This window comes from Sphingomonas sp. Mn802worker (assembly GCF_000382485.1).
GTDB lineage: Bacteria > Pseudomonadota > Alphaproteobacteria > Sphingomonadales > Sphingomonadaceae > Sphingomonas.
Window position 1 is genome coordinate 219,003 of sequence record NZ_AORY01000001.1, and the last position, 22,869, is coordinate 241,871.

The 22,869-nt window shown below is 67.7% G+C and carries 19 protein-coding genes, 1 tRNA gene and 1 pseudogene; 14 read left to right on the forward strand and 7 right to left on the reverse strand.

Going from position 1 to position 22,869, the window contains the following annotated elements; all coding sequences use genetic code 11:
* Window positions 1-83: 83 nt before the first annotated feature.
* Both SMN802W_RS0101110 and SMN802W_RS0101115 read left to right on the forward strand, forming a co-directional pair.
* Window positions 84-527: a DUF4126 family protein gene (locus SMN802W_RS0101110; protein ID WP_037522836.1), complete on the forward strand. Its 444-nt coding sequence runs from the start codon at window positions 84-86 to the stop codon at window positions 525-527.
* A gap of 50 nt (window positions 528-577) precedes the next feature.
* Window positions 578-653, forward strand: a tRNA-Ile gene (locus SMN802W_RS0101115).
* On the opposite strand, the gene SMN802W_RS17455 is transcribed toward SMN802W_RS0101115, so the two are convergent.
* Together SMN802W_RS17455 and SMN802W_RS0101125 are read right to left on the reverse strand one after the other, a co-directional pair.
* Window positions 619-1,647: a hypothetical protein gene (locus tag SMN802W_RS17455; protein WP_051083429.1), complete on the reverse strand. Its 1,029-nt coding sequence runs from the start codon at window positions 1,645-1,647 to the stop codon at window positions 619-621. The two genes, SMN802W_RS0101115 and SMN802W_RS17455, sit on opposite strands and share 35 nt — an antisense overlap.
* Window positions 1,644-3,350, reverse strand: coding sequence for a sensor histidine kinase (locus tag SMN802W_RS0101125; protein ID WP_019515037.1), 1,707 nt, complete (start codon window positions 3,348-3,350; stop codon window positions 1,644-1,646). The genes SMN802W_RS17455 and SMN802W_RS0101125 overlap by 4 nt, the downstream gene beginning before the upstream one ends.
* A gap of 199 nt (window positions 3,351-3,549) precedes the next feature.
* Here SMN802W_RS0101125 and SMN802W_RS0101130 point away from each other — a divergent pair, with 199 nt between their 5' ends.
* Window positions 3,550-4,011, forward strand: a complete 462-nt coding sequence (locus tag SMN802W_RS0101130; protein WP_019515038.1) for an Lrp/AsnC family transcriptional regulator — start codon at window positions 3,550-3,552, stop codon at window positions 4,009-4,011.
* A gap of 70 nt (window positions 4,012-4,081) precedes the next feature.
* On the opposite strand, the gene SMN802W_RS0101135 is transcribed toward SMN802W_RS0101130, so the two are convergent.
* Entirely contained in the window at window positions 4,082-5,356 is a 1,275-nt protein-coding gene (locus SMN802W_RS0101135) for a hypothetical protein (RefSeq protein WP_019515039.1), read from the reverse strand.
* A gap of 150 nt (window positions 5,357-5,506) precedes the next feature.
* Here SMN802W_RS0101135 and yaaA point away from each other — a divergent pair, with 150 nt between their 5' ends.
* From yaaA to SMN802W_RS0101160, 5 genes are all read left to right on the forward strand, one after another.
* Entirely contained in the window at window positions 5,507-6,262 is a 756-nt protein-coding gene (yaaA, locus tag SMN802W_RS0101140) for a peroxide stress protein YaaA (RefSeq protein WP_019515040.1), read from the forward strand.
* The gene (locus tag SMN802W_RS0101145; protein WP_019515041.1) at window positions 6,259-6,942 is read left to right on the forward strand and encodes an SDR family NAD(P)-dependent oxidoreductase; all 684 of its coding nucleotides are present in this window, start codon (window positions 6,259-6,261) and stop codon (window positions 6,940-6,942) included. Before yaaA ends, SMN802W_RS0101145 begins: the two co-directional genes overlap by 4 nt.
* 115 nt (window positions 6,943-7,057) lie before the next feature.
* A complete protein-coding gene (locus tag SMN802W_RS0101150) occupies window positions 7,058-7,363 on the forward strand; it encodes a hypothetical protein (protein WP_026325617.1) in 306 nt (101 codons plus the stop codon).
* A gap of 117 nt (window positions 7,364-7,480) precedes the next feature.
* Window positions 7,481-10,261 carry a DNA gyrase subunit A gene (gyrA, locus tag SMN802W_RS0101155; RefSeq protein WP_019515044.1) on the forward strand — a complete coding sequence of 927 codons (2,781 nt, stop codon included), beginning with the start codon at window positions 7,481-7,483 and terminating at the stop codon, window positions 10,259-10,261.
* The gene (locus SMN802W_RS0101160; protein WP_019515045.1) at window positions 10,258-10,617 is read left to right on the forward strand and encodes a DUF952 domain-containing protein; all 360 of its coding nucleotides are present in this window, start codon (window positions 10,258-10,260) and stop codon (window positions 10,615-10,617) included. The genes gyrA and SMN802W_RS0101160 overlap by 4 nt, the downstream gene beginning before the upstream one ends.
* Here the strand turns inward: SMN802W_RS0101160 and SMN802W_RS17735 are convergent.
* Window positions 10,614-11,044, reverse strand: a pseudogene (locus SMN802W_RS17735) (DUF488 domain-containing protein). The gene SMN802W_RS0101160 and the pseudogene SMN802W_RS17735 sit on opposite strands and share 4 nt — an antisense overlap.
* 66 nt (window positions 11,045-11,110) lie before the next feature.
* On the opposite strand from SMN802W_RS17735, the gene SMN802W_RS0101170 reads away from it, so the two are divergent.
* Together SMN802W_RS0101170 and SMN802W_RS0101175 are read left to right on the forward strand one after the other, a co-directional pair.
* A complete protein-coding gene (locus SMN802W_RS0101170; protein ID WP_019515047.1) occupies window positions 11,111-12,115 on the forward strand; it encodes an aspartate carbamoyltransferase catalytic subunit in 1,005 nt (334 codons plus the stop codon).
* Entirely contained in the window at window positions 12,112-13,323 is a 1,212-nt protein-coding gene (locus SMN802W_RS0101175) for a dihydroorotase (RefSeq protein WP_019515048.1), read from the forward strand. Before SMN802W_RS0101170 ends, SMN802W_RS0101175 begins: the two co-directional genes overlap by 4 nt.
* 27 nt (window positions 13,324-13,350) lie before the next feature.
* Here SMN802W_RS0101175 and SMN802W_RS16135 read toward each other — a convergent pair whose 3' ends face one another.
* Window positions 13,351-14,751 carry an SPOR domain-containing protein gene (locus SMN802W_RS16135; protein ID WP_019515049.1) on the reverse strand — a complete coding sequence of 467 codons (1,401 nt, stop codon included), beginning with the start codon at window positions 14,749-14,751 and terminating at the stop codon, window positions 13,351-13,353.
* Window positions 14,752-14,923: 172 nt separating this feature from the next.
* Between SMN802W_RS16135 and SMN802W_RS0101185 the strand changes: the two genes are divergently transcribed.
* From SMN802W_RS0101185 to SMN802W_RS0101200, 3 genes are all read left to right on the forward strand, one after another.
* Window positions 14,924-15,946: an SPOR domain-containing protein gene (locus tag SMN802W_RS0101185; RefSeq protein WP_019515050.1), complete on the forward strand. Its 1,023-nt coding sequence runs from the start codon at window positions 14,924-14,926 to the stop codon at window positions 15,944-15,946.
* Between the two features lie 262 nt (window positions 15,947-16,208).
* On the forward strand, window positions 16,209-17,441 hold the full coding sequence (locus tag SMN802W_RS0101195; RefSeq protein ID WP_019515052.1) for a M20 metallopeptidase family protein: 1,233 nt from the start codon (window positions 16,209-16,211) through the stop codon (window positions 17,439-17,441).
* Between the two features lie 13 nt (window positions 17,442-17,454).
* Complete coding sequence (locus SMN802W_RS0101200; protein WP_019515053.1) at window positions 17,455-17,985, forward strand: biliverdin-producing heme oxygenase; 531 nt, start codon at window positions 17,455-17,457, stop codon at window positions 17,983-17,985.
* A gap of 4 nt (window positions 17,986-17,989) precedes the next feature.
* Here the strand turns inward: SMN802W_RS0101200 and SMN802W_RS0101205 are convergent, their stop codons facing one another.
* On the reverse strand, window positions 17,990-20,101 hold the full coding sequence (locus SMN802W_RS0101205; protein ID WP_019515054.1) for a histidine kinase dimerization/phosphoacceptor domain -containing protein: 2,112 nt from the start codon (window positions 20,099-20,101) through the stop codon (window positions 17,990-17,992).
* A 275-nt stretch (window positions 20,102-20,376) separates the two neighbouring features.
* Between SMN802W_RS0101205 and SMN802W_RS0101210 the strand changes: the two genes are divergently transcribed.
* Window positions 20,377-21,495 (forward strand): CaiB/BaiF CoA transferase family protein, encoded by a 1,119-nt coding sequence (locus SMN802W_RS0101210; RefSeq protein ID WP_019515055.1) that lies wholly within the window; start codon window positions 20,377-20,379, stop codon window positions 21,493-21,495.
* Here SMN802W_RS0101210 and SMN802W_RS0101215 read toward each other — a convergent pair.
* Complete coding sequence (locus SMN802W_RS0101215; protein ID WP_019515056.1) at window positions 21,489-22,778, reverse strand: glucose/galactose MFS transporter; 1,290 nt, start codon at window positions 22,776-22,778, stop codon at window positions 21,489-21,491. The two genes, SMN802W_RS0101210 and SMN802W_RS0101215, sit on opposite strands and share 7 nt — an antisense overlap.
* Between the last annotated feature and the right edge of the window lie 91 nt (window positions 22,779-22,869).

Below are 22,869 nucleotides of genomic sequence, written 5' to 3' on the forward strand. Positions count from 1 at the left end.
TGGCGCGTCCTCCGCCTTGCGATGAACCGGATCGACGTGCCCGAGTTGTGTCGCTGACCAGATACGACCAACGAGGCGGTGAGATGCGCAAATCCTTTCTGATGGGGCTAATCGGCGGACAGCGCGCGATGACTCCACTCGCGACCGTCGCTATTGCCGCCGCCCGCGGCCAGTTGCCGGCGGATAATGGCGCGCCGAAGCTGCTTGCCAATCCGCTAGTCGCCGCCGGCGCCTTGGCGCTCGCAATCGGTGAAATTGCAGGTGATAAGCAGAAGACTGCACCCGACCGCATCGTCCCGATCGGCCTTGCCGCCCGCTTCATCACGTCCGCTATTGCGGGCGCTGCGCTGGTGCCCAAGCGACAGCGCTGGATCGGCGCCGCGATCGGCGGCGTCACCGCTGTGGCGGCTTCCTACCCCGGTTGGCGCACGCGCATGGCGTGGCTACCTAAATACGGCCAGACACCGACAGGGTTTGCCGAGGATCTGGCGGTGCTCTCCTCCGCGGCGGCGATCGTCAGGCGATAGCCGCGCTTGCCAAGTCCGCGTCGAAGCCGCTACCTGCGGCGGCGCGCGGGGGGCCTGTAGCTCAACGGTTAGAGCTGGCCGCTCATAACGGCTAGGTTGCGGGTTCGAGTCCTGCCGGGCCCACCACGCGCGACCGTTCGATGGCGGCGATGATCTGGTCCAGTGCCGCGGGCCGGTAGCCGAGCCGGGCAAGCGCCGGCAGTACCTCGTCCCACCACGCGTGGAACCGTGCCAGCGCATGTTCGTCGCGCACATAGGGCGTATGCCCCGGCACCAGCGATGGTGAGTGAAACGTTAGCTGAAGCAGCCGCTCGCCGTCGTCAGCCGCCAGTTCGATCGCGCGGATCGCCTCGCGTGCGGGCGTTCCCTCCGGCGTCAGCGGTACGCGCGACAACAGCCGGGTGCGCGCAAACAGACCACGCGCCTTTGGTACGCGCCCGAGCAGCGGATGCAGCCAGCCGCCGTGTTCGCGCAACAGTCCGGTGTAGATCGTCGATAGCGGCAGCTCGACCAGCGAACCGTCGCCAAGCGGAAAGGCCGCCGCGCCGACCGAGGTGAAATCGGGACCCCCCTGACACGCGTAATCGAACCGCGCGCGCATCGAGGCATCGATGCGGAACCCGCGCGACGCGAGCGCGTGAAATGTGTGCGGCCCGACGCCGTAGCGGCCCGCGCGGTAGATCAACGATCGTCGCCCAAGCGAGCGTTCGATCATCGCGACCAACCGGTCGAGCTTCGCTGCCTCCACCTCGCGCGGCAGATTGCCCGCGAACGTCTCGACCCGCGTGCCGCTGCCGAGCGGCGGGGTCACCCAAGAGTGCAATTGCGCACCGATCGCGGATGCAGGATCGCGGCGCAGCAGGTCACGCAGGATCGCAGCCGCCGTCTCGTTCGCCGCAACGACGTAATCGACCATGTAGATCGGGCTGATGCCATGCGCGGAAAGCCGATCGTGCATCGCCGGCAGCGCGGCGATTGCGGTTACGTCGTAATCGTCGCTCGCTCCCGGCGACGACCAGTCGAACTCCTCCTCCGTGTCGATCGTGACGGCGAAGCGCCGACCGAACGACTCGGGCCATTGCAGCTCCGCGCCGGCCGGCGTCGCGAAGCGATGCGTCACGGATGAAGCGTGGAGGAAGCGTCCTTGCGCGACAGCGTCGGCTGCGGCAGCGCGACCGTCAGCTGCGTCGGCTCGAGCAGCAGATGCCCGCCCAGCTGGCTCGCCAGATTGCGCACCAGCCGCAGCGCGAAGCCGACGCCCAGCAACGGCGCACCGTCGCTATCGTCACCCTGATCGTCGAGGTGCAGCAGCCTCAGGTCGTCGCGCCCGACGAATGCGGCCGGTCGATCGATCGAGATATGGATCAACTCCGCTGCATCCGTTGAAACGGTGACGCGCAATGCCTCGCCTGCGGCACTCGCCGACAGCATCGTCGCGGTCAGCCGCGACAACAAACGCTCGACCGCGATCGGATCGGCCGCTACGCGCGCGTCCACCGCTTCGGGCAGCAGCAGCGTCGCGCCGCGTCTGGCCGCCAGCGGCGCCAGATCGTCCGCCACTTGGGCCAGCAAGGGCTGCAACGCAATTACATCGGCGCGCAGGTCTAGTGCGGCCGCCTCGATCCGCGCCGCCATATCGAGGTCCTCGATCGCCCCGATCAACCCCGACACCTGCGAGCGGATGACTGCCGCGCGCTCGCGGTACGTCTCGGGCACAGGGCCGAGCAGCTCGCGCTCGATCAGTTCGGAAAAGCCGGCGATCGCGTTGGTCGGGGTGCGCAGTTCGTGCACCAGCCGACGCAGCCCGTCCGCGCCGCGTGCGTCGATCGTCGTGGCCGGCGCCGGACGCGTGCGCGCCGCATCCTCCTCGATCCGCGGTCTACGCGCGCTGCCGCGATACCCCATGAACCGACCGCTGCTCTGCTCAAAGACCGGGACGCCCGCGATCCGCCAGTCACCGCCCAGCGGAGAATTACCCGCGACCACCAGCCGCGCGTCGCTGAACGCCGCGCGCTTGCGAAAGGCCCCGGCGGCGACGCCGTCGACACCGGTCCGCGCGACGCCGGCATGCGCCAGATGCGTGCCGATCACCGCGCCGCGCGGCGCACTGTCTATCCAGCGGACGATCCCGTCGGCATCGCTCTCAAACCGGAACGACGCCACCTGTGCCTCATCGGCAAGCGACAGCGGCGACGGCACGTTGCGGCCGCGCTGGAATTCCTCGATCCGGTGGACCAGATCGGCGATCTCGAACCGCTCGCCCGGCGCCGCGGTCTGGTCGACCGGTGATGCGCTGGTCAGCGCGGTGATATCGGCGACCGGTCGCGCAACCGCAGCAACTGCCGTGGGGGCCGCGGCCGCGACCGGAACGGCATCCGTCTGAGTCGAGGGGCGCTGGTCGCTCAAGGCGAAATCGGTCCGCCCCATCGTCTCCAGCGCGCGCACCGCGCTTGGCGGCAGATCGGCGCGCTGGCGCAGGACGCTGCGCCCCATCGGCGACAGGCGCGGAATTAGGGCGTCCCAATCCTCGGGCGTCAGCCGCGCGACGCGCAGCACGGCCGCCGCAACCTCGGGATCGTCGGCCGCAAACAGCGCCACCAGCCGAGCGGGCGGATCGGCGAGTGCCAGCCCACGCGCGACGGCTGCGCGCGTCGCCACCGGTACATTCTCCCCGATCGTGCTGAGCCGCGCGATCAGCGCATCGTCTGCCACTGCACGGCCGCGCGCGATCAGGTCGGTCAGCTGCCGGAACGCGGCGCGGGCGCCGAACGACGTCGATACATCGGCGGCGAGAACCGTCTTCAGACTGTCATCGAACCGCACGCGACCCTCCTTGCAGGGCTGACAACGATCGCTGCGCGACCTGATCCGCCCGGCCTACAACGCAGATGTCACCACGTCATCACCAAGCGACGGACAATTTGTCGCAGCTTGGCACAATTGCGTTGTCACGCAATTATCCTATAGCAGCACCGCGGACATGTGTCGTCATCGTTCGCTGGTTTGACATTGAGGCATAGTGATGGCGTTGGACAAGATCGATCGTGAGATCCTCTCGCTCTTGCAGGAGGATGGACGCATGACCAACGTCGATCTGGCCGAACGTGTCGGCCTCACCGCGCCGCCGTGTCTCAGGCGCGTGCGCGCGTTGGAACAGGCCGGTGTGATCCGCGGCTACCATGCCGATTGCGATCCCGCCAAGCTGGGCTACCCGATCACGGTCTTTGCGATGGTCAGCCTGCGCAGCCAGGCCGAGCAGGACCTTGCCCAGTTCGAGCAGCATATCGCCACCATCCCAGAGGTGCGCGAATGCCATATGCTCAACGGCGAGATCGACTTCATCATCAAGATCGTCGCATCCGACCTGGAAAGTTTCCAGCGGCTGCTGACGACGCAACTCACCGCTGCGCCCAATGTCGCCAGCGTCAAATCGTCGCTGACGATCCGCACCGCCAAGGCCCAGACAGGTGTCCCGATCCCGTAAGCGGTCACGCCACACCAACGAAAAAGGGGCGACCCGCCGGCCGCCCCTCCCTCGCATCGATCGTGCGCGATCAGCCGACCGGCGGATGATCCAGATATTCGATCCACAGCCCGGCCAGATCGGCGCGCGGCTGACCCTTGACCGCCTCGAACGCCGTCCGCGCACCCGCCTTGTCGCCCGAATAGGCGAGAGCGATCCCCAGGCGCGTGTTCACCGCGTCGGCATCGACCTGCCCCTTCTGCAAGGCGGTGCGATAAAGCGCGACCGCCTTGGCATATTCTCCGGTGCCGAAGAACGCATCGGCGGTGCTCGCCGCCAGCTTGCCGTTGGCCGCCGTATTGGCACGCGTTTCCAGACCCGACAGCGAGCCTTCATTGCCGATCGACTTGTTCGACGCGGCGAGCAGCCCCGAGGCGCTCGCGCTCGACGACGGGATCTTGCCCGTCGACGTGCCCTGCGTCAGCACGGTCTTCGCTTCCCACGGAATGCCGAGGTCGAACGCGAACTGCGCATACATTTCGTAATCATACTGGTCGGCCAGCGCCTTGCCATGGCGCAGCAGGCGGAACAGGTCGACCTTCTGCCCCTTGTCGAGCGTCGCCACGCCACCCGAGGTCAGGCCGAACGTCGTCACTACGTCGCGCCAGTTCTTGGCGGTCGGATACGCCTCGACATACTTCTTGAGCCAGGCGTAGGTCAGCGCGCCGTTGCGCTTCTGATTGCTCTTGGCGATCATGAACCGGTACAGGTCCTCGCCCGGCTTCTGCCCGGCCGCGACCTGCGCCGCGATCACCTTGTCCATCTCGGTCGATGCACCGGCGAGGTCGCCTGCGTCCGCCTTCGACTTGACCAGCTGGAGCGTCATGTTCGGGTTGGTGTAGCCGGCCGCCTGCGCCGCGGCGAAATATTGCGCCGCGCCGGCATTGTCCTTTGCGTTGGTCGCGATGCGGCCGAGCTCGTAATTGTAGCGACCGATATCGGCCGCAGGAGTCTTCGGGTTCGTCACCAGCACCTTGAGCGGCACGGCGAGTGACGCGTCGCTGCCTTGGTTCGCACCGATCTTCTTGGCTTCGAGGTTGAGGCGCAGCGCTGCCGAAATGTAGCGCTCGTCGTCGGTCTTCGCCGCCGCTTCGGCCTGCGCGATCGACGTTTCAGCAGCCGCGAAATCGTTGGCGGCAAGCGCGGTCTGCGCCGCGGCGGCGGGCGCCTGCACTTCCTTGCTTAGCTTCAGCGCCGGACCGTCGGCCTTCTTGTCCTTCTCCTTCGCAGCCGCAGGCTGGACAGCCAGCGACGCGCCACCGGCGAGCAGGGCGGCTGCGAACAAAGCGTTGGTGAACCTCTTCATCGACTATTCTCTCCGATACGGCCGCGAGTGTGCCTGCTGCCGCGATGCTCTACTGATCCAGCGTCGCGGGTTCAAGGAAGGGACGTTACGTACCCGTCACGCGCTGAACCCCGATTGAACACGGCCGTTCCCGCGGCTAGCGCGGACGCGATGATCGCCCTGCTCTCCCCCGCCAAGACGCTCGACCTAGATACGCCCGCGCCGTTCGATGCGACGCGACCGCGCTTCGCGGACGAGGCCGCGACGCTCGCCAAGGCCGCCTCCCACCTCAGCCAGAAGAAGCTGGCCGAGCTGATGCACATCAGCCCCGCACTCGCGAAGCTGAACGCCGACCGCTTCCACGACTTCGCGCACGCTGCCGAACGGCCGGCGATCTACACCTTTGCCGGTGACGTCTACACCGGGTTTGAGGTCGCGACGCTGGATGAACCGGCGATCCGCTTCGCGCAGGATCATCTGCGGCTGCTCTCCGGCCTCTATGGCCTGCTCCGCCCGCTCGACGCGATGCGGCCATACCGGCTCGAGATGGGAACGCGCTGGGCGCCCCGGCACAAGAAGCTGACCGACTGGTGGGGCACGCGCATCGCCGACGCGCTCGCCGCCGATCTGGCGGAGGAAGGATCGGGCGCGATCCTGAACCTTGCCTCGAACGAGTATTTCGCGGCTGTCGACGGCAAGCTGCCCGCCGGCACGCGCGTGATCGCGGTCGACTTCCGCGAGGCGGACGGCCGCTTCATCAGCTTCCACGCGAAAAAGGCACGCGGCACGATGGCACGCTGGATGGCGGAGCACCGCGTCACCGACACCGATGCGATGCGCGGCTTCGACAGCGACGGCTATTCCTACGACGCCGCGGCGAGCAGCGACGATCGCTGGACCTTCGCGCGCTCCGGCGCACGGACATGAGCGCCATCAAGAACGCCGTCGTCATCGGCGCCTCGGGAGGGATCGGCGCCGCGCTCGTCGGGGCTCTGGAGGACGAGGAGGTGCGCGTGCTCCCTTTCGCCCGCTCCTTCACCGGCGACCACCACCTCGACCTGGAGGATGAGGCAAGCATCGCCGCCGCCGCTGGCCGCGCCGGATCGCCCGACCTCGTGATCGTCGCCACCGGCCTGCTCCACGATGCCGCGCACGGCCCCGAAAAGGCGATCCGCGAGCTCGATCCCGCCTGGCTCGCGCGTCAGTTCGCAGTCAACGCGATCGGCCCCGCGCTCGTCGCCAAGCACTTCCTGCCGATCATGCCGAAGACCGGGCGGAGCGTGCTCGCCTTCCTGTCGGCACGTGTCGGCAGCATCACCGACAACCGCCTCGGCGGCTGGTACGGCTACCGCGCCTCGAAGGCCGCGCTCAACCAGCTCGTGCGCACGCTGGCGGTCGAGGACAAGCGCCGCAACGATCGCGGGCTCGTCGTCGCGCTCCATCCCGGCACGGTCGATACAGCCCTATCGCAACCGTTCCGGCAATCGGGCCGCGACCTGTTCAAGCCCGATCGCGCCGCGGTGCAATTGCTCGACGTGATCGACGGATTGAAGGTTACCGATAGCGGCCGCCATTTCGCCTGGGACGGCAGCGAGGTCGCACCCTGACTCGTGTGCGCGGGCTTGTTACGCAACCTTCATGAACGCGACAGCGCCATGTCACCCGGGCGCTTCTAATCAGGCACGAGGCGCGATGAAGCGCCGGACGATTAGGAGACCTTCGATGACCCGTTCGTTGCCCTTCGCGCTTCTCTCCACCGCCGCGCTGTTCTCCGCCGGGATGGCGGTCGCGCAGACACCGATGACGCACGCGACGACGTCGGCACACACCTCCATGCGCACGACGACGAAGACCTCCACCACCAAGCCCATGATCGCATCCAAGCCCGCGATGGCGACCACGCGCACGACGCAGACGCGTACCGCTACCGGCGGCCACATGGTTACCACCAAGACCGCGACCGGCAAGAGCGTGACCTACGATTGCTCCAAGGCGGGCAACAAGACCAAGCAGGCCTGCAAGCGCTGATCCGACTTCATATGCTCCCGCGCGCACGTGTACGCACGTACGCGCGCGGGGGTGGTCACGGGCCAACTGCTCGGCTAGGCTGCTCCTTTCCCTTGTAGCAGCGAAGAGCGTAGCACCTTGACCGACGAGACCGTCCTCGCCGACCCGTCCGACATTGCCCCCATCTCCATCGTTGAGGAGATGAAGACCTCCTACCTCGATTACGCGATGAGCGTGATCGTGGCGCGCGCACTGCCCGACGTGCGCGACGGGTTGAAGCCGGTCCACCGCCGCATCCTCTATTCCGCGAACGAAAGCGGGTTCCTCTACAACCGCCCGTACCGCAAATCGGCACGCATCGTCGGTGACGTGATCGGTAAGTACCACCCGCACGGCGACACCGCGATCTACGACGCTTTGGCGCGCATGACGCAGGATTGGTCGATGCGACTGCCGCTGATCGACGGTCAGGGCAACTTCGGCTCGATGGACCCCGATCCGCCCGCCGCGATGCGCTACACCGAGGCGCGTCTCGCCAAGGCGGCGAACTACCTGCTCGAAGACCTCGACAAGGACACGGTCGATTTCCAGCCGAACTACGACGGGTCGGAGCGTGAGCCGCAGGTACTGCCCGCGCGCTTCCCCAACCTGCTCGTCAACGGCGCGGGCGGCATCGCGGTCGGCATGGCGACCAACATCCCGCCGCACAATCTGGGCGAGGTGATCGACGCGTGCTTCGCCTACCTGAATAACGGCGCGATCACGACCGAGGAACTGATACAGATCGTTCCCGGCCCCGATTTCCCGACCGGCGCGATCATCCTCGGCCGCGCGGGCGCGCGCTCGGCCTATGAGACCGGCCGCGGTTCGATCATCGTGCGCTCGCGCCACATGATCGAGGAACGCGGCGGCCGCGGCGGCGAGGGTCGTCGCTCGATCGTGCTCACCTCGATCCCCTACCAGCAGGGCAAGAACGCGCTGGTCGAGAAGATCGCGGAAGCCGCCAAGGACAAGCGCATCGAGGGCGTCAGCGACATTCGCGACGAATCGAATCGTGAGGGCGTGCGGATCGTCATCGACCTGAAGCGCGACGCAACGCCTGAGGTCGTGCTCAACCAATTGTGGCGTCACACGCCGGCGCAGGGGTCGTTCGCCGCCAACATGCTCGCGATCCGCGGCGGCCGGCCCGAATTGCTCAACCTGCGCGACATCATCGCCGCGTTCATCACCTTCCGCGAGCAGGTCATCACCCGCCGCTCGAAGTTCGAACTCGCCAAGGCACGCGAGCGCGCGCACATCTTGCTCGGCCTCGTCATCGCGGTCACCAACCTCGACGAGATGGTGCGGATCATCCGCGGATCGTCGAGCCCGGCCGAGGCCCGGCAGAAGCTGCTCGCGCGCGAGTGGCCGATCGCGGAGATCGCGCCCTATATCCGGCTGGTCGAGGCGACCGATGTCGAGGTTACCGGCGACAGCTATCGCCTGTCGGAAACGCAGGTCCGCGCGATCCTCGACCTGCGCCTCCATCGCTTGACCGCGCTCGGCCGCGACGAGATCGGCAATGAGCTGGAGGGGCTCGCCGGGTCGATCGCCGAGCTGCTCGCGATCCTGTCCGACCGCGTAAAGCTGTACGGTGTGCTGCGCGACGAGCTGCGTGAGGTGCGCGAGCTGTTCGCGACACCGCGCCGGACCGAGATCGCCGCCGCCGCCGACGGGATCGAGGACGAGGATCTGATCGAGCGCGAGGAGATGGTCGTCACCGTCACGCTCGAAGGATATATCAAGCGCACCCCGCTCGACGCCTTTCGCGCCCAGGCGCGCGGCGGCAAGGGCCGCGCCGGCATGGCCACCAAGGACGAGGACGTCATCACCAAGCTGTTCGTCACATCGACGCACACGCCGGTGCTGTTCTTCTCGACGCTTGGCCGCGTCTATCGCATGAAGGTATGGCGCCTGCCCGAGGGAGGACCTGCGACGCGTGGTCGTCCGATGATCAACCTCCTGCCGCTAGAGGCTGGCGAGACGATCTCGACCGTGCTGCCGCTGCCCGAGGATGAGGCCGACTGGGGCAAGCTCCACGTCATGTTCGCGACCGCAAAGGGCAGCGTGCGGCGCAACTCGATGGACGCGTTCACCAACGTGCCGTCGAACGGCAAGATCGCGATGAAGTTCGAGGGCATCGATGCCGACGACCGGTTGATCGGCGTCGCCTTGCTCGACGAGGGCGACGACGTCCTGCTGGCGACGCGGCAGGGCAAGGCGATCCGCTTTGCCGCCGACGAGGTTCGCGAGTTCCAGAGCCGCAACTCGACCGGCGTGCGCGGGATCGCGCTGAAGGGCGACGATGCGGTCATCTCGCTCTCGGTGCTCCACCGCGTCGACGCGTCGCCGGAGGAACGCGAGCAATACCTGCGCAACGCGCCGTGGAAGGAGCGCGAAGGCGATCTCGACATGGAGCTGACGCTGTTCGAGCGGCTACGCGGGTGCGAGGAGTTCATCCTTACCGTCTGCGCCAACGGTTACGGCAAGATTTCCTCGGCCTATGAATATCGCCGCACCGGACGTGGTGGCCAGGGCATCACCAACATCGACAACGTGCGTCGTAACGGCCCCGTCGTCGCCAGCTTCCCCGCGACCAAGGCGGACCAGCTGATGCTCGTCACCGATCAGGCCAAGATGATCCGCATGCCGCTGACCAGCCTGCGCATCATCGGACGCGGCTCGGCCGGCGTGCGGCTGTTCAACGTGGCGGACGACGAGCACGTCGTCTCCGCCGCGCGAATCGACGAGGAGCCCGAGCCTGAGGATGCGGCCGAGGCGATGGTCGCGGCCGAACTCGCCGATGCGGTGGAAACCGCGCCCGCTGACGATGGTTCGATCGGTGACGATGCAGCCGCCGGACCGGAGGATGGCGAATGAGCAACACCGATAAGCCCCTCACCGCCTACAAGGTGCTGACCGCCGAGCAGATGGCGACGCTGGAGCGTGACGGAAGCTTCGCCGGCGCGCCGGTCGATTTGGCCGACGGCTACATCCATCTCTCCACCGCCGACCAGCTCGCCGAGACGATCGACAAGCATTTTGCCGGGCAGGCGGACCTTCATATCGTCGCGGTGGATCTTGCCGCCCACGGCGACAAGGTCCGGTGGGAGCCGTCGCGCGGCGGGCAGCTGTTCCCGCACCTCTACGCCCTGATGCTGCTTGAAACCACCATCGCCTATTCGCCGCTCGCCCGCCACGACGACGGCAGCATCCGCTTGCCGATCGCAGGCTAGGCGTAGAGGTCGACCACCGCACGCCCCCGCCTACCGCGCCCAACAACAGCGTGCGATGGCAGTGGCACGGATCGCGCTCGTAACACAGCAAGGCACTCGGCATCTCGTCGGCGAGCGCGAGCATCTGCGCAGCCGCGACCTGCGCCTCGGGCAGGTCCAGCTGTGCGTCGTACACTGCGGTCAGCGTCGCGACATCGCCCTTCTTCGCCGCATCGCGCCCCGGCTTGGGCGTGCCGAGCGCCTTCAGGTGCGCATAGTCGATCCCTGCGTCCTTCAACGACGCCGCCAGCGTTGACTTGGAAAAGCCCGGGCGGCGCGACAAGGGCAGCGCGCGCACGTCGATCACCCGTCGCACGCCTGCTGCGTGCAGCGCGGCGATGAACGCCTCCATCGTCGCACCCTCATAACCGATGGTGAAGATCGTCATCTAAGCCTCCGTTCGCTGCGCCCCAGCCTTGCGCCACGCGACGCCGCGCCATAATCACCGCGGCCGATGCAACGCTCGGACCACCGCCCCGGAACCCTGATCCCCGGCGGCGCGGTGTTTCCGCATCGCCACCTGACCGGGATCGACGGCCTCGAACCGCACGAGATCACCTTTCTCCTCGATGAGGCGGAGCAATGGGTCGAGGCGAACCGCGCACCCACCACCGCCGACAAGCGCCTCGCCGGGCTGACCCAGATCAACGCCTTTTTTGAGAATTCGACCCGTACGCTGCTCAGCTTCGAGATCGCCGGCAAACGCCTCGGTGCCGATGTGGTCAACATGCATGCCGCGCAATCCTCGGTGAAGAAGGGCGAGACGCTGATCGACACCGCGATGACGCTGAACGCGATGCGCGCCGATGTCATCGTCATTCGACACATGAGCTCGGGCGCGGTCCGCCTGATCGCCGACAAGGTCGACTGCCCGGTGCTGAACGCGGGCGATGGTCGGCACGAGCATCCGACGCAGGCGCTGCTCGACGCGCTCACCATCCGCCGCCGCCTCGGCAGCATCGCCAACAAGCGCGTCGTGATCTGCGGCGACCTGCTCCACAGCCGTGTCGCACGCTCGAACATCCTCGCGCTCACCGCACTCGCCGCCGAGGTCCGCGTCTGCGCGCCCTCCACGCTGATGCCGCCCGAGATCGAGCGGATGGGCGTTACCACCTTTACCGACTTCGACCAGGCGATCGCGCATGCCGATGTCGTGATGATGCTGCGGTTGCAGACCGAGCGGATGTCGGGCGGCTACGTGCCGTCGGTGCGCGAATACCATCTGCGCTACGGCTTGACGATGGAACGGCTGGAGCGTCACGCCCCCGATGCACTCGTCATGCATCCCGGCCCGATGAACCGCGGGGTCGAGATCGACTCGGCGGTCGCCGACCATGTCGAACGCTCCGCCATCACCGAACAGGTCGCGATGGGCGTCGCCGTCCGCATGGCGTGCCTCGACGTGCTGACCAGACGCGCGCGCGGCGTCGAAGGTTGGTCTTGGGAGGGCCGGGCATGACCGCGCTCCACCTCGTTAACGCGCGCACCGTCTGCCCGGTGGACGGTGAAGGACAAGGCGACCTGCTGATCGTCGACGGCGTGATCGCCGATGGCCTCGTGCCCGACGACGCCACCCGCATCGATTGCGCCGGCAAGATGATCCTACCCGGCATCGTCGACCTGGGCGTTGCGACGATCGACCGTGCCGCGTTTCGTGCCGGCGGAATCACCCGTGTCGCGCTGATGCCCGATCAGTCACCGGTGCTTGACGCGCCCGGCATCGTGCAGCGATCCGCCCTGATCGGTCGCCCCGATCTGTGGATCCACCCAATCGCCGCGGCCACCCGCGGCCTTGCCGGCACCGACCTCGCCGAGATGGCGATCTGTGCCTCGGCCGGCGCGCGCGCAGTTGGCACGGGGCGCGGCTGGATCGCCGACACCGGCGTCATGCACCGCGTGCTCAGCTACGCGCGCGACCTCGACCTCGTCGTCGTTTCTCATGCCGAGGATGGCGGGCTCACCGCCGGCGCGGTCGCGACTGCTGGAGAAACCGCGACCCGACTCGGCCTGCCCGCCGCCCCCGCGCTTGCCGAGCCGCTGGCGATCGCGCGCGACCTGATGCTCGCGGAGGAAACCGGCGCCCGGCTCCACCTGCGTCAGGTCACCACGGCGGCGGGGTTCGCGCTCGTCCGTGCGGCCAAGGCGCGGGGCGTGCGCGTCACCTGCGGGATCACACCCGCGCACCTGCTCCTGTCCGACAATGCGATGAGCGATTTCCGCACCTTTGCGCATCTGTCGCCCCCGCTCCGCAGCGAGGACGACCGCAAGGCCGCGCTCGCCGCACTTGCCGATGGAACAATCGATGTATTGTGCTCGGGCCACGATCCGCACGGTCCGGAGGAAAAGCGGCTGCCCTTCGCCGATTCGACTGCTGGCGCAGCCGGGGCGGCGACGTTGCTGCCGCTAGCGCTCGGGCTCGTACGCGACGGCGTGATCGCTCTGCCGCGCCTCGCGCAGCTGCTTGCCCACGCGCCCGCACGCCTGCTCGGGATCGAGGCGGGCACGCTTGCACCCGGCATGCCCGGCGATGTCATCCTCGTCGATCCCGACACGCCGTGGCAGATCGACGCCGACGCGATGCCCGGCGCGGCTGGAAACACACCGTTCGACGGCCTGCCGGTACAGGGTCGTGTGCTGCGCGTGTGGAAGGGCGGTCGCGAGCTCTAGCCCGCGGCCGCGTGATCGCGGATCACCTCAGCGCGCGGCGACCTGCACGCCCTTCGCGTTCTTCACCCAGGCCGCGACCTGATCGCCCGCCTGTTGCCGCACGAAGCAACGGCCGCCCTTGACGCGGTAGCCGCGGCACATGCGATCGGCATCGGCGCGCGCGAAGCCGCCGACCGACAGGCGATAATAGTTCGCGCCCTTGACCGAGGTCGACATGCCGGCGGGCGTCAGCCCCGCGAACGACCCGTAACGACGCGACGCACGCGTCCAGCCATCGCGCGCGACCGCGGCATTCTCATACGCGCCCAACTGAACGTACCAGCGCCCGGGCGAAGGCGTCCGCACCGTGGCGACATGCTCCGCGTGTGGCTTCGCAGCCGGCGCTGCCCCGCGCACCTTATAGTCGCCGCTTGACGGGATTAGGCTGGCAAGCCGCACCGGCTCGGGCTTAGCCTCGCTCGCCGGCGCCGGAGGCGGCGCAGCGGCCTGCGCGACCGCCATCTCGTCCATTGCGGGCTGCGGTGCCACCTCCTCGGCTTGCACCGACGCAGCCTCCGGGCGCCCCGGCATGTACCGGTCGACCGGATCGACCGCGGCAACTTGCGTCGGCGTCACCGCGGCGTTCAACGCGATCGCGACCGGCTGACCCGGATCGGCGGCCGGCGTGATGCCGAGCAGGCTCGCGACCTGCGTCGCCGCCGACGTCGGGTGTGCGAACTTCGCCCATTCGACGATCCGCGCGTCGGCGTCGGCGGGCGCCATGTCATAGCCGATCAGCGTGCGCGCGTCCTGCCAGCGCCCGCCGAGCGCCAGCGCGAGCGCGAGGTTCTGCCGCGTCTTCGCATCCGCATCGGGCGCGCGTGTCGCCGCGGTCAGCACCTCGATCGCGCTGTTCGGATCACCCGCCAGCGCCATCGCCAGGCCACGGTCCGCCGGCGCGATCACGCTCGCATGTCCGTCGAGCACCTGCCGCGCTGCATCCCATTGCCCAAGCGCAGTCTGCGCCAGTGCCAGGTTCAGCGCCGCCTTCGCGTTCGCGGGTTGCAGCGCCAACACGTCGCCGTACGTGGCGCGCGCCGAGTCGAACCGCCCGGCACGCAGGTACGCGTTGCCCAGGATCATGCGATAGCCCGCGTCACCCGGACTGCTGGCGACCGCTGCCTCGGCGAAGCGCACTGCCTTGTCCCACTTCTGCTTGCCTAGCAGCACCGATGCCTTGCGCGCATAGCCGGCCGCTTTCTTCGGATCGCTGCGCTGGGTCGCAACGGCGGGATCGATAAATTGGGCCGCCACCAGACCGCCGCTTGCCACTAACAGCGCCGACAGGCCGATGCCCGCCCGCTTCTTCGCCGAAAGCCTGTTTGCAGAAAGCGTCACCATCACCGTCCCCACCACTTCGCCGCTGGTGCACGCCAGATTGGTGAGCACCAGTGATCGCCGACGGCCGGCGCATTGTCATCGCAAGCACCCGCCTGTGTCGAAACGGGAATGGCAGAGGCTGCTCAACATACCGTTAACGCTCGACGCGCGTGGTTAAGCCACTTTCACCAACGCGCCGGCTCGGGCATGATGCGGCAACGGTTTTGGGGCGGGAACGGTGATGAAAACGCGTTTGGTGGTGCTGGCAGCGGCGATGATGGCGGCGACGCCCGCGCTCGCGGACGTGAAGTCGGGCGTGGAGGCATGGAGCCGCGGCGACTATCCCGCCGCCGTCGCACAATGGCGCGCGCCGGCCGCCGCCGGTGACGCCGACGCGCAGTTTAATCTGGGACAAGCATACAAGCTCGGCCGCGGCGTTCCTGCCGATCAGGCTCAGGCGACCGAACTCTACCGCAAGGCGGCTGCGCAGGGGCACCCGCAGGCGACCGACAATTACGCGCTTGCGCTGTTCCAGTCGGGCAAGAAGGCCGACGCACTGCCGTGGCTCGAAAAGTCGGTTGCGCGCGACGAGAAGCGGACCGAGCTCGTGCTCGGCACGATGCTGTTCAACGGCGACGGCGTTCCGCGCGACTGGACCCGCGCCTACGCGCTCGTCACCCGCTCGTCGCAGCAGGGCCTGCCGCAGGGTTCGCAGACGCTGGCGCAGATGGACAAGTACATCCCCGAGGATCAGCGCCGGCAAGGCATCGCGCTCGCGCAACAGATAGAGGCGCGCGGCCGTGCCGTCGCCAGCGCACCGACGACGGCGCTCGCCTCGGCCGAGCCCGCCGCTCGCCCTGCGCCTGCGCCGACCGGCGCGACCTCTACCCGACCGGGTACCTCCTACACGCAACCCGGCCGGCCGGAGCCGACGACACGCCCTGAGCAGCGCGCACGACCGGAGCGGACCGAGCGTCCGGCACCCGCCACGCCGACCCGCACCGCCGCAGCGAAGCCGGCACGCGAGCGGCCCGCTCCTGCAAAGGCGAGCGGCGGCGCATACCGGATCCAGCTCGGCGCGTTCGCCAACGATGCCAATGCACGCAGCCTGTGGTCGCGCGTCGGCGGCCGCGTCGGCGGGTCGGCCAGCTTCGCACGCAGCGGCGGCATCACCCGCCTGCAAGCCAGCGGTTTTGCCAGCAAAGCCGAGGCGCAGCAGGCGTGCGCGCGCGCCGGCAGCGGTTGCGTCGTGCTGCCGCGCTGATCGTTGCTTGAAGGATGACCGGTCGTAGCCACCTGTTGGTTTAAGTTGATCTCGTAGCACCGGTGCGACGCGTCGGTGCTGCGTCTCGCCATGTCAGGCCCGTTAAAGGCTGTGCTACACCGCGCATCCCAGCATCGATGATCCCGGTCGCGTGCTCCCGCGCGCACGCGTACTCGCGCAGGCTCGTGATCCTTGTGACCCTCCAGCGGCTTGGCGGCAGCGACGCGACGGCCTAGAGCCCATAAGCAAAGGAGCCGTTCGCATGACCGCCACCCTCGCCACCCGCACCGACTGGAGCGCGCTCGGCGCCGAGCAACTCGCCGACACGATCGCGCTGCGCCGCGCGATCCACGCCGAGCCCGAGGTCGGGCTCCACTGCCCGCGAACGACCGAGAAGGCGAAGGCCGCGCTCGCCGGACTGCCGCTCGAGATACACGACAGCACCTCAACCACCGGCTTCGTCGCGATCCTGCGCGGCGGGCGTGCCGGCGGCGCAGGCTCGAACGGCCGCACGGTGCTGCTGCGTGGCGACATGGACGCATTGCCGATGACCGAGGAAACGGGCCTCCCGTTCGCCTCGACCATTCCCGGTGCGATGCACGCCTGCGGACACGACGCGCATACCGCGATGCTGGCCGGTGCGGCCAAGGCGTTGTGCGCCCGCCGCGACGAACTGTCGGGCACGATTGTGTTCATGTTCCAACCCGGCGAAGAGGGACATCACGGCGCGCGCTGGATGATCGAGGACGGATTGCTCGACGTTGCGCGGCCCGAGGCGGCGTTCGCGCTCCACATCTCACCCAACGCACCCGCCGGCGTGTTCGTCAGCCGCGAAGGCGCGTTGCTCGCCTCGACCGACACCGTGCTCGCGACGATCAAGGGGCGTGGCGGCCACGCCGCGATGCCGCACGAGTGCGTCGATCCGATCCCCGTCGCCTGCGCGATCGTCACCGCGCTTCAGATGCACGTCGCCCGCCGCGTGCCAGTCGCCGATCCCGCGGTGCTGACGATCACGCAGATCCATGCCGGCTCATCGCACAACATCATTCCGTCGGAGGTAAAGCTGATGGGGACGCTGCGCACGCTATCGCCCGCGACGCGTGAGGCGATGCGCGCTGCCTTCCGCCAGATCTGCGAAAGCGTTGCGGCGGCGCACGATTGCACCGCCGAGGTGAACATCGACGAGGGGTATCCGGTCACGATGAACGATCCCCGTGCGGCCGGGCTGATGCGCAGTCTCGCGACCGAGATCAGCGGCGACGACGGCTGGTCTGTCATGCCCGCGCCGATGATGGGGGGAGAGGACTTCTCCTACGTGCTGCGCGAGGTGCCCGGCGCGATGGCTTTCATCGGCGTGGCGCCCGAGGGGACCGATCCGCGCACCAACCCGCCGCTCCACAACACCCGCATGACGATCGACGAGTCGGTCATGGCCAAGGGGATCGCGATGCATTGCGCGATCGCCGAGCGATTCTTGGAGAACGGCCTCGACTGACAGCACCTCCGCGGTGGCGCGGCTTCGCGCCGCCACCCGCGCCTCGCATGACACGGTCGATGCAGCCTTCGGCAGCTTCGACCTGTCGAGCCGCGCCGACTATCGCCGCTTTCTCCTCGCCCATGCCCGCGCACTGCCAGCAGTCGAGCAGGCGCTGGCAGCGCTCGATTTCGCGCGCGGGCTCTTGCCGCGTACGCCGCTGCTGGAACTTGATCTCGCCGACCTGGACGAGCGGATGCCGGCGCCACTGGCGTTCGCTTGTGCGAATGAGGCTGCGCGATGGGGGGCGCTCTACGTAGTCGAAGGTTCGCGATTGGGTGGCGTCATGCTGGCACGCTCGGTTGGCGCCGAACTGCCGCACCGCTACCTTTCTGCCGCGCACGGACCGGGGCAGTGGCGCGCGATCCGCGGCGCGGTCGACGCCGCCGGCCGCGATGCCTCGCCCGAATGGTATGACGCGTTGCTCAGCGGAGCGGCGGTAACCTTCGACCTCTACGCACAGGCTGCGGGTGTAATCGAACCAGCATTTGCGCAGGCTAAGTGAGGCGTCAGTCCTCTTCGATCGGGGCGGTCAGCACCGCACGCAGCCCCGGCTGGTTGTCCTGATACTCGACCTCGCCGCCGATCCTCTGCACGACCGCGCTCATCATCCGGCTACCGAACCCGACATTGTCGCCCTTCTTGCCGCGTCCTTGATCGGCGACGATCAGCCGCAGCTTGTTGCGGTGCTGCTCCAGCGCGATCTCGATCGGTCCGGGCCTGTCGGCGGAATAGGCGTATTTCGTCGCGTTGGTGATCAATTCCGCCGCGATCAGTCCGACGTTCACCGCGCGGTCGGTCGGGATCAACACCGGGGCGAGCTCGGCCGACAGCCGGTTCCCCCAGTCGCGCCCCAGCGACGTACGCATGTCGTCGAGCAGCTCGGTCAGGTAGCGTGACAGGTCGATCGTGGCGATCTGGTCGTCGCGGTACAGTCGCCGGTGGACCAGCGCGACCGCCGACAGCCGCGAGCGCGCCTCCTGCAACTGGTCCGCCACCTCGCCCGGACCGGCGGCGCGCGCCTGCAGCATGAGGAAAGATGCGACGAGTTGCAGGCTGTTCTGCACCCGGTGATCGACCTCGCGCATCAGCAGGTCCTTCTGCGCAAGGGCCGCGTCCTTGTCCGCATTTGCCCGGCTCAAGTCGGCGTTGACGCGCCGCAGCTCACCCAGCAGCCCCGCCTCGCGCAGCATGCGACGCAGCCGCTGGCCTGCATCGATCTGCTCCAGCGTCCAGCGCCGCGCCCGCCCGCTGACCGTCTGCGTCCACGTCTCGAAAGACGAACGCGGCGTCAACACGGCATTCGGGTCGTGCGCAACCGCCTTGTGCGGATTACCCGCCCACTCGACTTCCTCGACCTCCTCGGCACGCAGCCATAGCAACGTCAGCCGCTCCTGCGGCAAGCTGATCGCCAGCACGCCCGCAAACGGCGACATCGCCGCCGCACCGTCCCATTCGACACCGAGTTCGCGCGTCGCGAACACGCCGGCATCGTCACGCCGCCTCAGCCACGTAGCAAGCTTGCGCAGCTTGTCATCGGTTGGACAGAAGCCGGTCGTCTCGACCTGGTCGCCCACCATCGCAAATCCGTCTGCGCCCATCATCCGGCGCAGGTCCTCACGTCGGCGCGCGATTACGCGATCGAGCGGCTCGTCGCCGAACAGCGCCGGCAACAGCGTGTCCTCCTCGGTCCTAAGCGCCAGCCGCTCACGGTAGCTTTCGGCTTCCTCCTTGGCGGTGATCTGACGCGACAGACCGCCGGCCAGCGCCGCTGCCACCGTGCGCACGTCGCGCGACAATCGCCTGGGCGCGTGATGGTGGCAGGCGATCAACCCCCACAGGATGCCGTCCTTCACGATCGAGATCGATGCCGAGGCGCCGACGCCCATGTTGTGCAGATATTGCAGGTGGATCGGCGACACGCTGCGGATCGCGACATCGCTCAAGTCGACACCCGCGAACGCGGCGGGCCGGATCGGCTGCGGATGGTAGTCGATCGTCGGGATGACGCGCGTGCGATTACGTACGTAGAGCGCGCGCGCCTGCCGCGGGATGTCGCTGGCGGGGAAATGGTGGTTGAGGAACGTGTCGAGCGCCGGATCGCGGTCCTCGGCCACGACATAGCCCGCTTCATCGTCGAGAAAGCGGTACACCATGACGCGATCGAACCCCGTCAGGGTGCGGAACGCGACCGCCGCCCGCTCGCACAATGCCTTGAGGGTCGAGGTGCGCTCGAAGCCACTCGCGGTCGCATCGAGCCAGCCGAGCGTCTCTGCCGCCCCGCGCGGATCGTCATCGACCGGTTCCAGCTCGGCCAGCAGGTACGCGCCCGATCGATGAAAGGCGACATCATGCCCCTGCACGATGCCACCGATGACGGTACCGCCCGGCCCCGCAGCCGCGCGCGCCAGCACCGCCGCGACATCAATCCCAAGCACGTCCGACAGATCACGCCCGAGCCAATCTGCCGAAAGCACGCCTTCGATGTCGCCGGCACCGGCGACGATCGTCAGCGTCGTCGGCTCGGCGATTAGCAGCAATCCGTGCGGCTGCACCGCGCCGGGCACGTGGATCGGCTCGCGATCGCACGTGGTCAGGTCAAGCTGGGCTGCCGCACCCACCTCTCTCGCCGCCAAACCTTCGCCCGCCAAACGCCACTCCTGCACACGTATGTTCTTGCCCTAGAACACAATGCGTACCGCCTGCTAGTGGGTGAGCAGCATCGCTGCCCTGTTCCGGGTCAGATCGGCCGCATCGTCCACAATACGCCGCTAAAGAAGGAGTAGCCACGATGGCCATAAGTTCCACGTGACCGTCACGCGACAACCCAACATAACTTTTGTTGTGCAGTCCTTCCTCGCAGCCTAGTCTTCCCAATCGAAAGGAGAGGATGAATATGGGACGACCGCCACTCGACGGCATCCGGGTGATCGAGTTTGCCGGGATCGGACCTGGACCGTTCGCGGGAATGATGCTTGCAGATCACGGCGCAGAGGTGATCCGTATCGATCGGCCGAACACCGGCGGCTTTACGGTGGAAGCCAAGGACCCGCTGCTGCGCAGCCGCACTTCCATCTCGCTCGATCTCAAGGATCCGAATGCGATCGCGGCAGTTCGCCGGATCGTCCGCACCGCCGATGCACTGATCGAGGGGTTTCGTCCCGGCGTAATGGAGCGGCTCGGGCTCGGACCCGACACGCTGATCGGCGACAATCCGCGCCTCGTCTACGGTCGCATGACGGGTTGGGGACAGACCGGCCCGCGTGCGAACGAGCCCGGACACGACATCAACTATATCGCGTTGTCGGGCGTGCTCCATGCGCTAGGCCGCGCGGGTGAGAAGCCGACGCCGCCGATCAACCTGGCCGGCGATTTCGGCGGCGGTGCGATGTTCCTCGCCTTTGGGATGCTTGCAGCGCTCCTCCACGCGCAGCGCACCGGCGACGGTCAGGTCGTCGACGCCGCGATGACCGAGGGATCGTCGCTGCTGATGACGATGATGTGGGGCTTTCGCGCCATGGGGCGCTGGAACGACGAACGCGGCACCAACCTGCTCGACACCGCAGCCCATTTCTACGACAGCTATGAAACGCGCGATGGCAAGTACGTCTCGCTCGGCGCGATCGAGCCGCAGTTTTATGCCGAGTTTCGCCGTGTTCTCGGGCTCGAAGACGCGCGATGGGACCAGCAGATGAACCCAAGCGCCTGGCCCGAACTGAAGCAGGAGCTCACCGCGATGTTTCGCACCCGAACGCGCGCCGAGTGGGTCGCGTTGTTCGATGGCCACGACATCTGCTTCGCACCCGTGCTCGTCTTCGACGAGGCCCGCGCCGATCTGCACAATGTCGCGCGCGCCGCTTTCGTGGAGGCAGGCGGCGTTCCGCAACCCGCGCCCGCGCCGCGATATTCGCTCAGCGACACCGTTCCTCCACGCATGGCGGATCGCCGCGACGACGCTGCGGCACTTCGCGACCTCGGCTTCGACGCAGCCGAGATCGCTTCACTAGGTCACTGAACCGCAGCGACTGGCTTGCGCGCGAACATGCCGTAGGCGGCGATCACGAGATAGCAGAGCGCCGGCAGCACCAGCGCGAACTGCAGGCTGCCGCTCGTGTCGGCGAGCTGCCCGGTAAGATACGGCACAATCGCGCCGCCGACGATCGCGGTCGCGATCACGCCCGATCCTTCCGCCGCGCGCTTGCCGAGTCCCTCACTCGCCAGGCTGAAGATCGTCGGGAACATGATCGAATTGACCAGCCCGATCGCCAGCAACGACCAGCCCGCGATTGCACCATGCGCGTTGGCGGAGATCAGGATCAGCGTGATCGCGCCCGCTGCGACCGCCGCAAGCACCTTGCCCGGCGACACCTTGGTCAGCACCCACGCGCCGATGAAGCGGCCGATGAGTGCCCCGCCCCAGTAGAACGGCACGTGATCGCCCGCGACCTTGTCGGCAACGCCCCAGACACTCGGCTCCATCAGGTAATTGACGATCAGCGAACCGATGGACACCTCGGCGCCGACATAAAGGAAGATGCACGCCACGCCCCAGGCGAACCGCGGGCGCTTGAGCAAAGTCAGCGCGTGGAAGATGCTCCCCGCTTCCTCCTGCTCCTCGTTCAGCCGGTTGCGGCGCGTCCACACGACGGCGGCGATGACCAGCAACGCGACCGCGAGGCCCAGATAGGTGTGGACGATCGCGCGCGAGCTTTCGGCGCGGTAGGCGTCGAGCGCCGCGCCGCTCAGCGTCGACGCGCTCTGGTTGGCAAGCCCGCCCAGGATCAGCGCCGATCCCGCAAGCGGAAAGAGCGTGGTGCCGAGCGAGTTGAACCCTTGTGCGAAGGTCAGCCGGCTTGACGCGCTCTGCGGCTTGCCCAGCAGCGAGATCAGCGGATTGGCAACCACCTGCACGATGGTGATGCCCGCGCCCAGCACGAACAGCGCGACCAGAAACAGCCCGAACGCCGCATTGGCGGATGCCGGAATGAACAACAGGCACCCCGCCGTCATCGTCACCAGCCCGATCGAGGCAGTGCGCATGTAGCCGAACCGCCGCACGATCCCTGCGGCCGGCAGCGAGAACAGCGCGTAGGCGAAGAAGAACGCGGTCTGAACCAGCATCGCCGACGCATGGGTCAGCGTGAACAGCTCCTTCAGCTTCGGGATGATAATGTCGTTTAGGCTGGTGATGCCGCCGAAGATGAAGAACAATGCGAAGACGAAGATGCGCAGGTCTGGTGCGTCGTACCCGTGGCTCGCGTCCCCGCTTGCCGCCGGTGCGGAATTCATTGCCTGCATGCGCCCGTCACTCCCCTCGCCGATCGCGCCCCTGACGCGTCGCCCATCTCTTCTCAACAAAGCGGTTGTCCGTACGCGACTTGCGCTATGA

Excerpts from the sequence above, each read along its gene's own strand:
- SMN802W_RS0101110 (WP_037522836.1), top strand. The coding sequence starts at position 84 with ATGCGCAAATCCTTTCTGATGGGGCTAATCGGCGGACAGCGCGCGATG.
- SMN802W_RS0101130 (WP_019515038.1), top strand. The coding sequence starts at position 3,550 with ATGGCGTTGGACAAGATCGATCGTGAGATCCTCTCGCTCTTGCAGGAG.
- SMN802W_RS0101135 (WP_019515039.1), bottom strand. The coding sequence starts at position 5,356 with ATGAAGAGGTTCACCAACGCTTTGTTCGCAGCCGCCCTGCTCGCCGGT.
- yaaA (WP_019515040.1), top strand. The coding sequence starts at position 5,507 with ATGATCGCCCTGCTCTCCCCCGCCAAGACGCTCGACCTAGATACGCCC.
- SMN802W_RS0101145 (WP_019515041.1), top strand. The coding sequence starts at position 6,259 with ATGAGCGCCATCAAGAACGCCGTCGTCATCGGCGCCTCGGGAGGGATC.
- SMN802W_RS0101150 (WP_026325617.1), top strand. The coding sequence starts at position 7,058 with ATGACCCGTTCGTTGCCCTTCGCGCTTCTCTCCACCGCCGCGCTGTTC.
- SMN802W_RS0101160 (WP_019515045.1), top strand. The coding sequence starts at position 10,258 with ATGAGCAACACCGATAAGCCCCTCACCGCCTACAAGGTGCTGACCGCC.
- SMN802W_RS0101170 (WP_019515047.1), top strand. The coding sequence starts at position 11,111 with ATGCAACGCTCGGACCACCGCCCCGGAACCCTGATCCCCGGCGGCGCG.
- SMN802W_RS0101175 (WP_019515048.1), top strand. The coding sequence starts at position 12,112 with ATGACCGCGCTCCACCTCGTTAACGCGCGCACCGTCTGCCCGGTGGAC.
- SMN802W_RS0101185 (WP_019515050.1), top strand. The coding sequence starts at position 14,924 with ATGAAAACGCGTTTGGTGGTGCTGGCAGCGGCGATGATGGCGGCGACG.
- SMN802W_RS0101195 (WP_019515052.1), top strand. The coding sequence starts at position 16,209 with ATGACCGCCACCCTCGCCACCCGCACCGACTGGAGCGCGCTCGGCGCC.
- SMN802W_RS0101210 (WP_019515055.1), top strand. The coding sequence starts at position 20,377 with ATGGGACGACCGCCACTCGACGGCATCCGGGTGATCGAGTTTGCCGGG.
- SMN802W_RS0101215 (WP_019515056.1), bottom strand. The coding sequence starts at position 22,778 with ATGCAGGCAATGAATTCCGCACCGGCGGCAAGCGGGGACGCGAGCCAC.